Origin of the sequence: Noviherbaspirillum sp. ST9 (genome assembly GCF_048799745.1) — a bacterium.
Classification (GTDB): domain Bacteria; phylum Pseudomonadota; class Gammaproteobacteria; order Burkholderiales; family Burkholderiaceae_D; genus Noviherbaspirillum.
This window is the reverse complement of sequence record NZ_JBLWFR010000009.1, coordinates 163,461-176,928: the sequence shown is the minus strand read 5'-3', so window position 1 is coordinate 176,928 and position 13,468 is coordinate 163,461. Positions and strand designations below refer to the sequence as shown.

15 protein-coding genes and 1 tRNA gene are annotated in these 13,468 nt (G+C 58.9%); 7 read left to right on the top strand and 9 right to left on the bottom strand.

Going from position 1 to position 13,468, the window contains the following annotated elements; all coding sequences use genetic code 11:
* Positions 1-3: 3 nt before the first annotated feature.
* Positions 4-1,905, bottom strand: coding sequence for an ATP-binding cassette domain-containing protein (locus tag ACNOHI_RS20900; RefSeq protein WP_420476639.1), 1,902 nt, complete (start codon positions 1,903-1,905; stop codon positions 4-6).
* A 150-nt stretch (positions 1,906-2,055) separates the two neighbouring features.
* On the opposite strand from ACNOHI_RS20900, the gene ACNOHI_RS20895 reads away from it, so the two are divergent.
* The 4 genes from ACNOHI_RS20895 (at position 2,056) to ACNOHI_RS20880 (ending at position 4,569) form a co-directional block, all read left to right on the top strand.
* Positions 2,056-2,130: transfer RNA gene (locus ACNOHI_RS20895), tRNA-Arg, on the top strand.
* 107 nt (positions 2,131-2,237) lie between these two features.
* Positions 2,238-2,603: a hypothetical protein gene (locus ACNOHI_RS20890; RefSeq protein ID WP_420476638.1), complete on the top strand. Its 366-nt coding sequence runs from the start codon at positions 2,238-2,240 to the stop codon at positions 2,601-2,603.
* 724 nt (positions 2,604-3,327) lie between these two features.
* A complete protein-coding gene (locus tag ACNOHI_RS20885; protein ID WP_420476637.1) occupies positions 3,328-3,630 on the top strand; it encodes a hypothetical protein in 303 nt (100 codons plus the stop codon).
* A gap of 87 nt (positions 3,631-3,717) precedes the next feature.
* On the top strand, positions 3,718-4,569 hold the full coding sequence (locus ACNOHI_RS20880; RefSeq protein WP_420476636.1) for a fumarylacetoacetate hydrolase family protein: 852 nt from the start codon (positions 3,718-3,720) through the stop codon (positions 4,567-4,569).
* A gap of 46 nt (positions 4,570-4,615) precedes the next feature.
* On the opposite strand, the gene maiA is transcribed toward ACNOHI_RS20880, so the two are convergent.
* The 8 genes from maiA to ACNOHI_RS20840 form a co-directional block, all read right to left on the bottom strand.
* Positions 4,616-5,272 carry a maleylacetoacetate isomerase gene (gene maiA, locus ACNOHI_RS20875; RefSeq protein WP_420476635.1) on the bottom strand — a complete coding sequence of 219 codons (657 nt, stop codon included), beginning with the start codon at positions 5,270-5,272 and terminating at the stop codon, positions 4,616-4,618.
* Between the two features lie 26 nt (positions 5,273-5,298).
* Positions 5,299-5,994: a fumarylacetoacetate hydrolase family protein gene (locus tag ACNOHI_RS20870; RefSeq protein WP_420476634.1), complete on the bottom strand. Its 696-nt coding sequence runs from the start codon at positions 5,992-5,994 to the stop codon at positions 5,299-5,301.
* A gap of 134 nt (positions 5,995-6,128) precedes the next feature.
* Positions 6,129-6,854, bottom strand: a complete 726-nt coding sequence (locus ACNOHI_RS20865; protein WP_420476633.1) for an ABC transporter ATP-binding protein — start codon at positions 6,852-6,854, stop codon at positions 6,129-6,131.
* Positions 6,854-7,624, bottom strand: coding sequence for an ABC transporter ATP-binding protein (locus ACNOHI_RS20860; protein ID WP_420476632.1), 771 nt, complete (start codon positions 7,622-7,624; stop codon positions 6,854-6,856). The genes ACNOHI_RS20865 and ACNOHI_RS20860 overlap by 1 nt, the downstream gene beginning before the upstream one ends.
* A 9-nt stretch (positions 7,625-7,633) precedes the next feature.
* Positions 7,634-8,854: an ABC transporter permease subunit gene (locus ACNOHI_RS20855; RefSeq protein WP_420476631.1), complete on the bottom strand. Its 1,221-nt coding sequence runs from the start codon at positions 8,852-8,854 to the stop codon at positions 7,634-7,636.
* Positions 8,855-8,865: 11 nt separating this feature from the next.
* Positions 8,866-9,795, bottom strand: a complete 930-nt coding sequence (locus tag ACNOHI_RS20850) for a branched-chain amino acid ABC transporter permease (protein WP_420476630.1) — start codon at positions 9,793-9,795, stop codon at positions 8,866-8,868.
* A gap of 721 nt (positions 9,796-10,516) precedes the next feature.
* The gene (ispH, locus tag ACNOHI_RS20845; protein ID WP_420476629.1) at positions 10,517-11,458 is read right to left on the bottom strand and encodes a 4-hydroxy-3-methylbut-2-enyl diphosphate reductase; all 942 of its coding nucleotides are present in this window, start codon (positions 11,456-11,458) and stop codon (positions 10,517-10,519) included.
* 36 nt (positions 11,459-11,494) lie between these two features.
* A complete protein-coding gene (locus tag ACNOHI_RS20840; protein ID WP_420476628.1) occupies positions 11,495-11,950 on the bottom strand; it encodes an FKBP-type peptidyl-prolyl cis-trans isomerase in 456 nt (151 codons plus the stop codon).
* Positions 11,951-12,117: 167 nt separating this feature from the next.
* Here ACNOHI_RS20840 and radC point away from each other — a divergent pair, with 167 nt between their 5' ends.
* The 3 genes from radC (at position 12,118) to rpmG (ending at position 13,359) form a co-directional block, all read left to right on the top strand.
* Entirely contained in the window at positions 12,118-12,792 is a 675-nt protein-coding gene (gene radC / locus ACNOHI_RS20835) for a RadC family protein (protein WP_420476627.1), read from the top strand.
* 139 nt (positions 12,793-12,931) lie between these two features.
* On the top strand, positions 12,932-13,168 hold the full coding sequence (gene rpmB / locus ACNOHI_RS20830) for a 50S ribosomal protein L28 (protein WP_088708877.1): 237 nt from the start codon (positions 12,932-12,934) through the stop codon (positions 13,166-13,168).
* A 23-nt stretch (positions 13,169-13,191) separates the two neighbouring features.
* On the top strand, positions 13,192-13,359 hold the full coding sequence (rpmG, locus tag ACNOHI_RS20825) for a 50S ribosomal protein L33 (protein ID WP_040039369.1): 168 nt from the start codon (positions 13,192-13,194) through the stop codon (positions 13,357-13,359).
* The last annotated feature ends 109 nt before the right edge of the window (positions 13,360-13,468 follow it).

The window sequence follows — 13,468 nt, the reverse complement described above, 5'->3', positions numbered from 1 at the left end:
GGTTCAGCCTTTCGTTTTCGCTTCGATCGCTTCCCACTTCTCCAGGTATTCCATCAGCAGTTCGTCGATCTCGGCGAAACGGGCATTGAGCTTTTGCACTTCATCCGGCCGCTGGCGGTACAGCTCCGGATCGGCAAGCTGCTCCGAAATCGTTTTCTGTTCGGTTTCAAGGGCAGCGATCTGGGCGGGCAGCGTTTCCAGTTCGCGCTGCTCCTTGTAGCTCAGCTTCTTCGACTTCTGCGCGGCGGGTTTCTCGGCGGGCTTGCTTTCCGGCTTCGCGGCTGGCTTGGGCGTTGCATTCGGCTGCGTTGACGCACGCACCCGCTCCCAATCGGTGTAGCCGCCGACATATTCGCGCCACAAGCCGTCGCCTTCCGCGACGATCACTTGCGTAACGACGTTGTCGAGGAACATGCGGTCGTGGCTCACGAGGAATACCGTCCCGCTGTAGTCTTCCAGCAATTCCTCAAGCAGCTCGAGCGTATCGATGTCAAGGTCGTTGGTCGGCTCGTCCAGCACGAGGGCATTGGCCGGCCGGGCAAACAGGCGCGCGAGGAGCAACCTGTTGCGCTCGCCACCCGAGAGCGATTTGACGGGCGAGCGTGCGCGTTCTGGCGCGAAGAGGAAATCGCCCAGGTAGCTCATCACATGCTTGCGCTGGCCATTGATTTCGACCCAGTCGCTACCCGGAGATATGGTATCCGCGAGGCTGGCCTCCTCGTTCAGTTGCGTGCGCATCTGGTCAAAATAGGCAACCTGCAGGCGCGCTCCCTGGCGCACCACGCCCGCATCGGGCGCCTCCTCGCCGAGGATCAGCTTGAGCAGCGTGGTCTTGCCGGCTCCGTTGGGGCCAATCAGGCCGACCTTGTCGCCGCGAAGAATGGTGGCGCTGAAGTCGCGCACGATGGTTTTCTCGCCGTAGCGTTTATGAATACCGGTCAGCTCGGCGACGATCTTTCCAGAGCGTTCTCCCTCCGACACATCCAGCCGCACCTGTCCCTGCTGCTCCCGGCGGACGCTGCGCGTGAGTCGCAATGCCTCGAGACGGCGCACACGCCCCTCGTTGCGCGTGCGCCGCGCTTCGACGCCCTTGCGAATCCAGACCTCTTCCTGCGCAAGAAACTTGTCGAACTTGGCGTTCTCGACCGCCTCGATTTCCAGCAGCTCCGCCTTGCGCGTCTGGTACGTGCTGAAGTTTCCAGGGAAGGAGAGCAGGCGGCCGCGATCGAGTTCGACAATACGCGTCGCCACGTTGTCGAGGAAGGAGCGGTCATGCGTGATGAACAGGATGCTGCCCTTGTATTCGCGTAGCAAGGCTTCAAGCCAGATGATGGAATTGAAATCAAGGTGGTTGGTCGGTTCATCAAGCAGCAGGACATCTGGCGCCCCGACCAATGCTCGCGCGAGTGCAACGCGCTTTTGCGTACCACCGGAGAGCGTGCCGATCACCGCGTCCTTGTCGAGATTCAGCCGCGCGAGGATGGTTTCCACACGATTGCCGAGATTCCACGCATCGGCGGCGTCGAGTTTCGTTTGGAGCGCATGCATACGCTCCATCAACGCGTCGTCTTCGTGACCGCCTAGCCGTGCCGTGAGGTCGTTGTACTCATCGAGAAGCTGCTGGGTGCCACCCATTCCGGCCGCGACGGCGTCAAATACGCTCGCGCCCTGCTCGAAGGCCGGTTCTTGCTCGACGTAGGCGATTTTCAGTCCCTGCTGCATGACGAGCAGGCCGTCATCGAGCTTTGATGTGCCGGCGATGATCTTCAGGAGCGAGGATTTGCCGGTGCCATTGCGGCCGATGAGGCCGACGCGCTCACTGGCTTCCAGGGAAAATTCCGCATGGTCAAGCAGGGCGACATGCCCGAAGGCGAGCTGGGCGTTGGTAAGGGAAATGACTGCCATAACGTGGGTTGTTGCCGACGGCCGCAGACACGGACCGTCGAAATGCGAGACGAAACACGCATTGTACCGACTCGCGATGATGGAAAGATCATTTGCAGCGTCCGTCTCGGCTATAATCCTGCCTTGGCTGCCATGCAGCCAGTCAAGCGTCTCGCCGTAGTTCAATGGATAGAACGAGTGCCTCCTAAGCGCTAGATACAGGTTCGATTCCTGTCGGCGGGACCATCTCCCCTCTCTTTGCCCCCTTCCCATTGCTGAAAGTGTAACCGCAGGTAACTTTCGCCTGACCGTATCGCAAGCTTCCTATAATTATCGCTGGGAGTATCCGCACCATGACCAGACTGCTTGCACCATCCGCCCTTACCGTCGCCATCCTCATGACAGGTTGCGCGACGTATGAGTCGCAACCGGGCTATCACGTAGCCGCGACGGGGTATAGCCACGGCCCCGTGACCTACTATTCCACTCCACCGGCCTACTACGCTGTACCGGCGCCGGTGTATACGGTTCCACAGGTCTATGCGGCGCCACCGGTCTACGTGGCGCCCGCGCCTGCCTTCAACATGCAAATCCAGTCTGGCCCGAGTTTTCGTCGCTCGCCGCACAGTCACGGTCCGCGCCAGCGTCTGCGCTCCGGAAATGCGGCCGAGTCGCAAGTTGGCGGCCCGGGCTGGACCGGATCCGTTTGGAGTCGTTAACCTTCGTTACATCCCGCTGTGCCTCTTGGTAGCGAATGACCAAGCTCAAGGCACCGTCATCCCTCGGCATTAAGATGACTCTATCCACTTTCGACAGAGTTACACATGCCGACGCCACCGAACCACAAGCCAAGCGCCCCTTCCCTAACCCTTGAGGAACCACTTGAGTCGTCGCCTGCAGAGACATCCGAACAAGCGGATCTCCCGGAAGGCGTATCCGAAGTCTCCAAGCGCCTCAGCCTCCTCGGCAAGCTCATCATCCCGCCGGATCCGCGTTAGGCCATGTTACTCACATAAACTGTGGCCAACTCTGTGGACAAGTACCCAGGACGTGGTGCATGTACATGATTTTGCTCGGGTTTTTCATGTTGACGAAATTCAAGGCACGCCTGCCATGACCCGCTTGGCGGAGAGCGGCAGCAACGAATCGCTGCGTGCAAGGGCTCACCTGATGATCTGAAAAGAAGACCTCGCACCTTGCGTCTGCATTTTCAGCAAACGGCCGAAGATGAATTTCCCGTTCGTGGTCATGTTGATGGATGGCGCCATGATGGCAGGCCTGTCGTCGGTATTCCTGGTGCAGTAAGAACGCCTCGTCCACCCTGAAAGAACACTCGAGCAGCGTGACGCCCGGGAGCGCCGTTCATGATGACCGGTTTCCCCGTCATTGTCCCTTTCTTGCGCCGTACTCCCCGATTATCTTTCGCACCTCCAGGAGGAAATCGTGATTCGCTTATGGAAAATGCTGGCCTCGCTTGCTTTCGGGGCGATTTGCCTTTCCACCATACTCGCCCAAGCTGAACGCATGGATGACAGCTATGTGGAAACCATGCTCGTCATCAGGGACGCATCGTCGCACGCGGAATATCGCGCCCTTGAGCGTGAAGCCCATGCGGTCTTTCGTGCAACGATTGCACGTTGCCGTCGCATGCAGTATCCGCAACTTAGCGACTGCGCGAAAGACGCCCGGGCGCACCTCTTCGACGAACTTGCTGAAGCCAAGCGCATCAGCGACACGGGCCTGTAGCATCGCGTCACGCATGGACAAGCGCGTCAGCAGCCCCTATATTGCAATGTCCAAATATTCCGGATGGAAACGATTAAAGGAGATTGCATGAAACTCGTGCGCTACGGTCGCATTGGCAAGGAAAAACCCGGATTGGTCGATGGACAGGGCCGCCTGCGCGATCTGTCCGGCGTGGTGGATGACATCCGACCCGAGCATCTGTCCGATAAGGCGTTGGCCCGATTCGCGAAGATCAAGCCCGAGTCGCTTCCCCTCGTGCGCGGCAATCCGCGGCGTGGCGTTCCCTTCAGTGGCGTCGGCAAGTTCATCGGTATCGGCTTGAACTATTCCGACCATGCAGCGGAGGCAGGAATGCCGATCCCGAAGGAGCCCATTGTCTTCATGAAAGCGACCTCCTGCCTGTCGGGCGCCGACGATCCCATCATGCTGCCAAAGGGTTCGAAAAAGACCGATTGGGAAGTCGAACTCGGTGTCGTGATCGGCACCGTCGCGCGCTCGGTCAGTGAGAAAGATGCGCTCGCCCATGTTGCCGGCTATTGCATTGTGAACGATGTCTCCGAGCGCGAATACCAGCTCGAACGCGGCTCGCAATGGGACAAGGGCAAGGGCTGCGATACCTTCGGCCCCGTCGGTCCATGGCTCGTGACGCGCGATGAGATTCCGAATCCGCAGCGACTGGCGCTCTGGCTCGACCTGAACGGCAAGCGGGTCCAGTCCGGCAATACGCGTACCATGATCTTTTCGGTCGCAAAAATCGTCAGCTACGTCAGCCGCTTCATGACGCTCATGCCTGGCGACATCATCACCACCGGAACGCCTCCTGGTGTTGGCATGGGCATGAAACCTCCTGTGTTCCTGAAGCGCGGCGATGAACTTGTGCTGGGAATCGATGGCCTCGGCGAGCAGCGACAGGCCGTGACTGCGTACAAGGCGGGATGATCTGCAGGGGGCGGCGCGTCCCGTGCAGCCGCCCTTTTCTCGATCGCTACTCGGCGTCGGGCTGGTTGGCAGGCGCCGCCTTTGCAAAAGCTTCCAGCGCAAGACAGGCTTCGTTGATTCGCATGACAGTCGGCATCCCGGAGAGATTGCAATTCAGTCGCTGGGCATTGGCAATCTGCGGGACAAGACAGCAATCTGCAAGCGTCGGCGTATCGCCATAGCAGAAGCGGCCGGTCCGGTCATCGCGGGAGAGTGTGGTTTCGAGTGCCGCCAGTCCCTGTTCGCACCAGTGCCGGTACCATGCATTCTTGTCGTCCTCGCTGACCTTCAGGTTGCGAACGAGGTAACGCAGCACCCGGAGATTGTTGATCGGGTGGATATCGCAGGCGATCGAGAGCGCGATGCCACGCACATGCGCCCGGTCAAGCGGGTCGTGCGGCAGCAGGGGCGGCGACGGATGCGTCTCGTCGAGATATTCAATGATGGCGAGCGATTGCGTGAGCGCCCTCTCCTCGCCATCGACCTCATCGACGAGCGCCGGCACCAGCGCGTCCGGATTGAGTTTCCGGTAGTCAGGACTGAACTGTTCACCGCCGTTGCGCAGCAGATGGACAGGGACCACGTCATACGACAACCCCTTGAGGTTCAGGGCAATACGCACTCGGTAAGACGCTGAACTGCGAAAGTAGCTGTACAGTTTCATGTCACTGCCTCCTGGCCCACTTCGTCTTAAACGATCCTGACCTTCAGTTCGCCCAGGCCTGCGATCGCGCCTTCAAGGAGGTCGCCCGGCTTGACTGCTGCGACGCCTTCCGGCGTGCCGGTGAAGATGAGATCGCCGGGGCGCAGTTCGTAGAACTTGGAGAGATGTTCGATCGTTTCGGCGACATTCCAGATCAGCTTTTCGACGTCGCTCTTCTGGCGCCCTGCGCCGTTCACATCGAGACGAATTTCGCCCTTTGTGTAATGACCGGTTTCGGAAACAGGATGGATCGGCGAGATGGGCGCGGAGAAATCGAAACCCTTGCCGGTACACCACGGGCGTCCCAGCTTCTTCGCTTCGCCCTGGAGGTCGCGGCGCGTCATGTCGAGGCCGACGGCATAGCCCCAAATGTGCTGCATTGCGTCCGCTGCTGCAATATTCTTGCCGCCCTTGCCAATGGCGACGACAAGTTCGATTTCGTGATGCAGGTCGCCGGTCATCGGCGGATAGGGCATTTCACCGACCGCACCGTGCGCAATCGGAAGTACCGCGTCGGCCGGCTTCATGAAGAAAAACGGCGCTTCCCTTCCTGTGCCGCCCATTTCCTTGGCGTGTTCGACATAGTTGCGGCCGACACAGTAGATGCGATGAACCGGAAAAACAGCATCGCTGCCGGCAACGGGAACGGCGGCGACGGCTGGCTGGGGAATGACAAATTGCATGGTGGGCTCCTTGTTGTTTCCTGATTATGCCATCGGTAAAACACGCCTGCCGGGGGCTGGCAGTCACAAAGCAAAACCGCCTTGTCGAATACTCGAGCAAGGCGGTTTCAATGAGGCGGAATCGATGCTTTACATCAGCCTTCGCCGAGATAAGCCTCGCGCACCTTCGGATCGTCGAGCATATCCTTGGCATTGCCGGTCATGGTGATGAGGCCGGAGTCCATCACGTAGCCGCGGTGCGCTGCCTGCAGTGCAAGCTTCGCGTTCTGCTCGACGAGCAGGATGGTCACGCCTTGGGCCGACACGTTGCGCACGACCTCGAAAATCTTCTCGACCATGATCGGCGACAAGCCCATCGACGGCTCATCCAGCAGCAGCAGCTTGGGATGGCTCATCAGCGCGCGCGCCATTGCCAGCATCTGCTGCTCACCGCCGGACAGGGTACCGGCGAGCTGCGCGGAACGCTCCTTCAGGCGCGGGAACACGCCAAACCACTTGTCGATGTCTGCCTGGATGCCATCCTTGTCGTTGCGGATGTAGGCACCCATCATCAGGTTTTCGAGGATGGTCATACGGGTGAACACGCCACGGCCTTCCGGCACCATCGCCAGCTTGTTCTTCACCAGCTCGAAGGACTTGGTGCCCTGGATCTGGCTGCCCGAATAGTGGATCTGCCCTTCGACCTTGCAGCCCGGCAGCGTGTTGGTGATGGCCTTGAGCGTCGTGGTCTTGCCTGCACCGTTGGCGCCGATCAGCGTGACGAGCTCGCCCTTGTTGACTTCGAGATCGACGCCCTTGACTGCCTGGATGCCGCCGTAGGCGATCTTCAGGCCGGTGATCTTCAGAATGTTTTCGCTCATTAGTGAGACCCTCCCAAGTATGCCTCGATCACAGCCGGGTTCTTTTGCACCTCGGCTGGTGCGCCTTCCGCAATCGGTTTGCCGTAATCCAGAACCGTGAGGCGGTCGCAGAGTCCCATCACCAGTTTCACGTCGTGTTCGATCAGCAGGATCGTCTTGCCTTCCGCCTTGATCTTGACCAGCAGCTCGCGCAGGGCAAGCTTCTCCGTCGCGTTCATGCCGGCCGCCGGTTCGTCCAGTGCCAGCAGTTGCGGTTCGGTCGCCAGTGCGCGGGCGATCTCCAGGCGGCGCTGGTCGCCGTAGGAGAGATGCCTGGACGTACGGTGTGCAAACTGCGCAATGCCGACGAAGTCGAGCAGCTCCATCGCACGGCGGCGGATCGACGCCTCTTCCTCGCGTGCTGCCTTGTGATGCAGCACGGCGCCGAGCACACCCTGCTTGGTACGCACGTGACGGCCGACCATTACGTTCTCCAGCGCGGACATTTCGCCGAACAGGCGGATGTTCTGGAAGGTACGTGCGATGCCCGCCTTTGCCACTTCATGCGGTGCGGAAGGCGAATACGGCTTGCCCGCCAGCTCGAAGCTGCCGGTGTCAGGCTGGTACAGGCCGGTGATCACGTTGAAGAAAGTGGTCTTGCCAGCGCCGTTCGGGCCGATCAGGCCGTAAATCTGGCCGCGCATGATCTTGACGTTGACGTCCGACAGCGCCTGCAGGCCGCCGAAGCGCTTGTTGACACCTGCGATATTCAGAATGGTTTGTTCGCTCATGAAAGTTCCTTATGCAGCCAGCGCCGCCGGTTCTTTTTCGTCGTGACGCTTCTTGGCGTTGGCGTCCATGCGGTCTTCGTGCTGCGGCGACGGCCACAGACCGGCCGGGCGGTACAGCATGATCACAACCATGGCCAGGCCGTACAGCAGCTGGCGCAGGACTTCGGCGTCGATCAGCACGGCGCCAAACAGCTTGCGCTGCAGCGGCTCAACGACGTGACGCAGGACTTCCGGCAGCGCGGCGAGGATGACGCCACCCAGCACGACGCCCGGGATGTGACCGATACCGCCGAGCACCACCATTGCCAGAACAGCGATCGATTCCATCAGCGAGAACGATTCCGGCGAGATGAAGCCCTGGAAGGACGCGAACATTGCACCGGAAATGCCACCGAAGGAAGCGCCCATGCCGAAGGCGAGCAGCTTGATGTTGCGGGTGTTGATACCCATTGCCTTGGCGGCGATTTCGTCTTCGCGGATCGCGACAAATGCGCGGCCGAGGCGGGAGTGCGTCAGGCGAACGGAAATGAAGATGATCGCTGCGCACAGTGCCAGGAACAGGAAGTAGTACGCGTTCACGGACGGCATGGAGAATCCGAGGAACTTTACCGTGGCGTTCGAGCCTGGCTCGCCGGCGAGCGATACGCCGAAGATACGGATCGGATCGATCAGGTTGATGCCTTGCGGGCCGTTGGTGATGTTGACCGGGGCATTCAGGTTGTTCATGAAGATACGGATGATCTCGCCGAAGCCAAGGGTCACGATGGCGAGGTAGTCGCCGCGCAGCTTCAGGGTCGGAGCACCGAGCAGCGCTCCGAAGAATGCAGCCAAGGCAGCGCCCAGCGGCACGATCATCCAAACGGAGAGGTGGATGCCGTTCTTCGCCGCTTCTTCGCCCACCATCCATGTCAGCGCTTCACCGATCATCGGATATTGATTGACGAAGGATTCGAGCACCGTCGCAAATTGCGGCGACGCCAGCAGGCCGGTCATGTACGCACCCAGCGCATAGAACGCGATATAGCCAAGGTCCAGCAGGCCGGCCATGCCGACCACGATGTTCAGCCCGAGCGCCAGCATGATGTACAGCAGCGCCAGGTCCATGATGCGCACCCAGGAGTTGCCGTAATGCATTGCGATGAACGGGAAGGCGATCAGCGCGATACCCAGGATGGCAAAGCTCGTGTAGGCCTTGCGCGGATTCTGTTTAACGTCGAATAGTGTTGACATGAAGCTCTCCTTTACGCACGGTCCGCAACACGTTCACCCATGATGCCGGACGGACGCAATGTGAGTACGATGATAAGCACGATGAATGCAAAGATGTCCTGGTAGTGGCTGCCGAGGAAGCCGCCGGTCAGGTCGCCGATATAACCGGCGCCGAGGCTTTCGATCAGTCCGAGGAGAATGCCGCCGACCATCGCGCCGTAGATGTTGCCGATACCGCCAAGCACCGCAGCGGAGAATGCCTTCAGGCCGGGCACGAAACCCATCGCGAACTGTGCGGACGAATAGTTGGCGCCCCACATCACGCCGGCAACCGCAGCAAGCGCAGCGCCGATTGCGAACGTCATGACGATGACCTTGTTGGCATCGACACCCATCAAGCCGGCAACGCGCGGATTCTCGGCCGTCGCGCGCATCGCACGTCCCATGCGGGTACGTTCAACGAGGAGGACCAGGCCAACCATGGCGGCGGTCGCGAGGAGGAGAAGCATGACCTGCGTCGGCGAAATCAGCGCGCCACCAAGGGTGAACGGTTCGGACGGCATCACTTGCGGGAAGGGGATCGGGCTGCGGCCCCAGATCATCATGGCGAAGGTCTGCAGCAGGATCGACACGCCGATCGCTGTGATCAGCGGCGCAAGACGCGGCGCGTTGCGCAGGCGGCGGTATGCGACACGCTCAATGATGATGTTCACGATAATACAGACCGGAATGGCACCTGCAATGGCGATGCCGAGCTTGACGATGCCAGGCAGGTCGGGCGCGACCTTTTGCAGGATCTGAAGGATGGTGACACCCATCATGGCGCCAATCATCAGCACATCGCCGTGCGCAAAGTTGATCAGATTCAGAACGCCGTACACCATGGTGTACCCGAGCGCGACCAGCGCATACATACTGCCTAGCACCAGTCCGTTGATGATTTGTTGGATAAATGTATCCATGGTTTGCCTACTCTCTATAAAGATCGTTCAAATCGGTCTGCAACTTCATTGCGGGAAGCAATGTGCAATCGCAGCAATTCGATTCAGATAACAAAAACGGCACCCGGGGGATTACCTCGAGGTGCCGCCTGAAAAATTCATTGTTTATCTGCCAAGAATCGCAGCGAGATTGCGAATAGCGGGGGTGGTCTGGATGCGCATGATCGTGTCTCCTTTGCCGTCTTCGGTAAAAAACTTTTTTAGTTAAGCGTTGCCTTTTGAGCGCACCTGAACCGGGCGGCATTATACCGAACCTGTTCTCATATGAAACATTATTGCGACTTCTTTACGCAAATCGCTGAGAAAGCAACAACAATTCCGTCGAACTGTTGGAACCCTTGCAACGATTGGCGTTCCCTGCCGCCTTCACCTGCCCGCTCCGCATACACTTCGCGCCGTTCTCGCGTGGCGACGCGTGTTATCTACTTTATATTCAAAAATGCAAAAAACATCCTGAATATTTGCGGAAGAGCCGTTCTTATGTTTCATCGGCCGCCCGGCATGCGACGCCGCCATGCATGGGCTCTTTAGGCCATGTCTGCGGCAGTGCTGCCTGCACCTGCAATGACACTGTCATTGCAGGCTGCATCATAACGACGAACGCAAAAAACAATCGATGGAAATAGTGGAGCCCGTCTGAATTAAATTCCGGCGTGTTTCAGGCTCCGGAGCAGGCCATTGCTCAGCCCGGACGTACCGCCGTCAATCCTTTTGGCATGGGGAAAGTTACGTTTTCTTCCACGCCTGGCAGCGGGCGCACGCTCTTCGCGCCGAGGTCCTTGAGACGGTTGATGACAGCTTCAACGAGCACCTCCGGGGCGGAAGCGCCTGCGGTTACTCCGACCCGAGTGGCATTTGCAATCCAGGCAGGATTGATCTGATTCGCGTTGTCGACCATGTATGCGGCGGCGCCCTTCTTCTCGGCGACCTCGCGCAAACGGTTGGAATTGGAACTGTTCGGGCTGCCGACGACCACGACCACTTCCACTTGCGGCGCCATGAACTTGACGGCCTCCTGGCGGTTGGTCGTGGCGTAGCAGATGTCGCCCTTCTTGGGCTCGGAGATATTGGGGAAACGGCGCTTGAGTGCCGCAATGATATCGGCGGTGTCGTCGACGGACAGCGTGGTCTGCGACACGTAGGCGAGCATGTCGGGATCGGCGACTTGCAGCGTCTCGACATCCTTTACATTTTCAACCAGGTACATGCCTTCGTCCGCTTGTCCCATCGTGCCTTCCACCTCGGGATGCCCGTCATGGCCGATCATGATGATCTCGCGTCCTTCGCGACGCATCTTCGCGACCTCGACATGCACCTTGGTGACCAGCGGACAGGTCGCGTCGAACACGCGCAACCCGCGTGCTTCCGCCTCCTCCTGCACGGCCTTCGAAACGCCGTGCGCGGAGAAGATCACCGTATTCCCGGCAGGTACCTCATGCAGTTCTTCGATAAAGATTGCGCCCTTGACGCGCAAGTCGTTGACCACATACGCGTTATGCACGATTTCATGACGCACATAGATCGGCGCACCAAATTCTGCGAGGGCGCGCTCGACAATTTCGATCGCCCGATCGACACCGGCGCAAAAGCCGCGGGGCTGGGCAAGCAGGATTTCCTTATCCATATTCTGTACAACCTTCAGGAGCTGCGAAAGCAAGCGTTACAGTATGCCGATAATCCGGACTTCAAACTTCAAGGTCTGTCCAGCGAGCGGGTGATTGAAGTCAAACAGGGCGCTATCGGCATCGATGGCACGCAGCACGCCGGCGAACTGGCCGCCGCTGGGCGCATTGAACTCGATCAGGTCGCCAACCGCATATTCGTCACCTCCGCCCGAATTCTCGTCGAGCGTAGCCCGCGAAAGGCGCTGGATCAGGTCAGGATTGCGCGGACCGAAGGCCTTCTCCGGCGGCAGTTCGAATACGGTATGCGCGCCCTCTTGCATGCCGAGGAGGCAATCCTCCAGGAACGGGGCGAGCTGGCCGGTGCCAAGCTGAAGCGTGGCCGGCTTTTCTTCGAACGTACTAACAATGTTATTACCATCGACCGACGCCAGGCGGTAGTGCAGGGTCAGGTAAGACGTGGGAGTGACGACGGGGACGGAAGAATTGGACATGGAAATTCCGGTTCAAAAGGTAACCCGCTATTGTATGCCACGAGTGCGGAAGGCTGCCGCTTTTCGGCAACGGTGGAATGCTCCAGGGCTTTCCGAAATGTCGCAGTTATCTTTTTTGCAATTATTTCCCTATAATTTTCCATCTTCAACCCGCCTCCTCCTACCTCATGGCAATTACCGATTGGCCCGAAGAACAGCGCCCGCGCGAACGACTCGTCAGGCATGGCGCGCAAACCTTGTCCGATGCGGAACTGCTTGCCGTTTTCCTGCGGGTAGGCGTGAGCGGCAAAAGTGCTGTCGACCTGGGTCGCGACATGATTGCGCATTTCGGATCCCTGAACGGGCTGTTCTCGGCGAACCTCCCGGAATTCTCACAGCTGCATGGACTGGGTCCCGCAAAGTACGCCCAGTTGCAGGCCGTGATGGAACTCGCCCGCCGCTCGATCACGGAAGAATTACGGGCCGGAGAAATCCTCAGTTCGCCTCAGGCCGTCAAGCAGTACCTGCAATTACTCCTTGCGAGGCGCCCCTATGAGTCCTTCGCTGTCCTGTTCCTCGACGTGAAAAACCGGCTTATCGCATCGGAGGAACTCTTTCGCGGCACGCTCACACAGACGAGCGTCTATCCGCGCGAAGTCGTGAAGGCGGCACTGGGACACAATGCCGCCGCGGTCATCATTGCGCATAACCACCCTTCGGGCACGCCGGAACCCAGTGCAGCAGACCGCACCCTGACGCTCGCGCTAAAGCAGGCACTGGCCCTGGTGGACGTCCGGTTGCTCGATCATTTTATCGTCGCGGGACGGCTCGTCTATTCGTTTGCCGAGCATGGCGAAGCATGAATGAACGCGAGTGTCGGAACTGTTAAATTTCTCTGTATTTTCAAGACACAATTGTTTTTCGCAAGTCATTGAAAACTCACATTTTTTTGGATATACTCTCGTTTTTTCCAAATTCCGGAATCTTTTTAAGGAGTACACCATGGCACGTGTTTGCCAAGTCACCGGGAAGGGGCCGATGGTCGGCAACAACGTTTCCCATGCGAACAACAAGACCAAGCGTCGCTTTTTGCCGAACCTGCAGAACCGCCGCATCTTCGTTGAATCCGAAAACCGCTGGGTTTCCCTGCGCATCTCCAACGCCGGCCTGCGCGTGATCGACAAGATCGGCATCGACGCAGTCCTCGCCGATATGCGTGCGCGTGGCGAGAAAGTCTAAGCGGAACCTAACAGGAAATCATCATGGCAAAATCTAACCGCGACAAAATCAAGCTGGAATCGACCGCAGGTACCGGTCACTTCTACACCACCACGAAGAACAAGCGCACCACGCCGGAAAAAATGTCGATCATGAAGTTCGACCCGAAGGCACGCAAGCACGTGGAATACAAAGAGACCAAGATCAAGTAATCGATCCGGTTTCCGTATTACGACAAAAGCCCCGCACTGCGGGGCTTTTTGTTTTGAGAAAGAAAAACGCGGCCGAGAAATTCCTGCCGCGTTTTGCATTAGCGCTGCG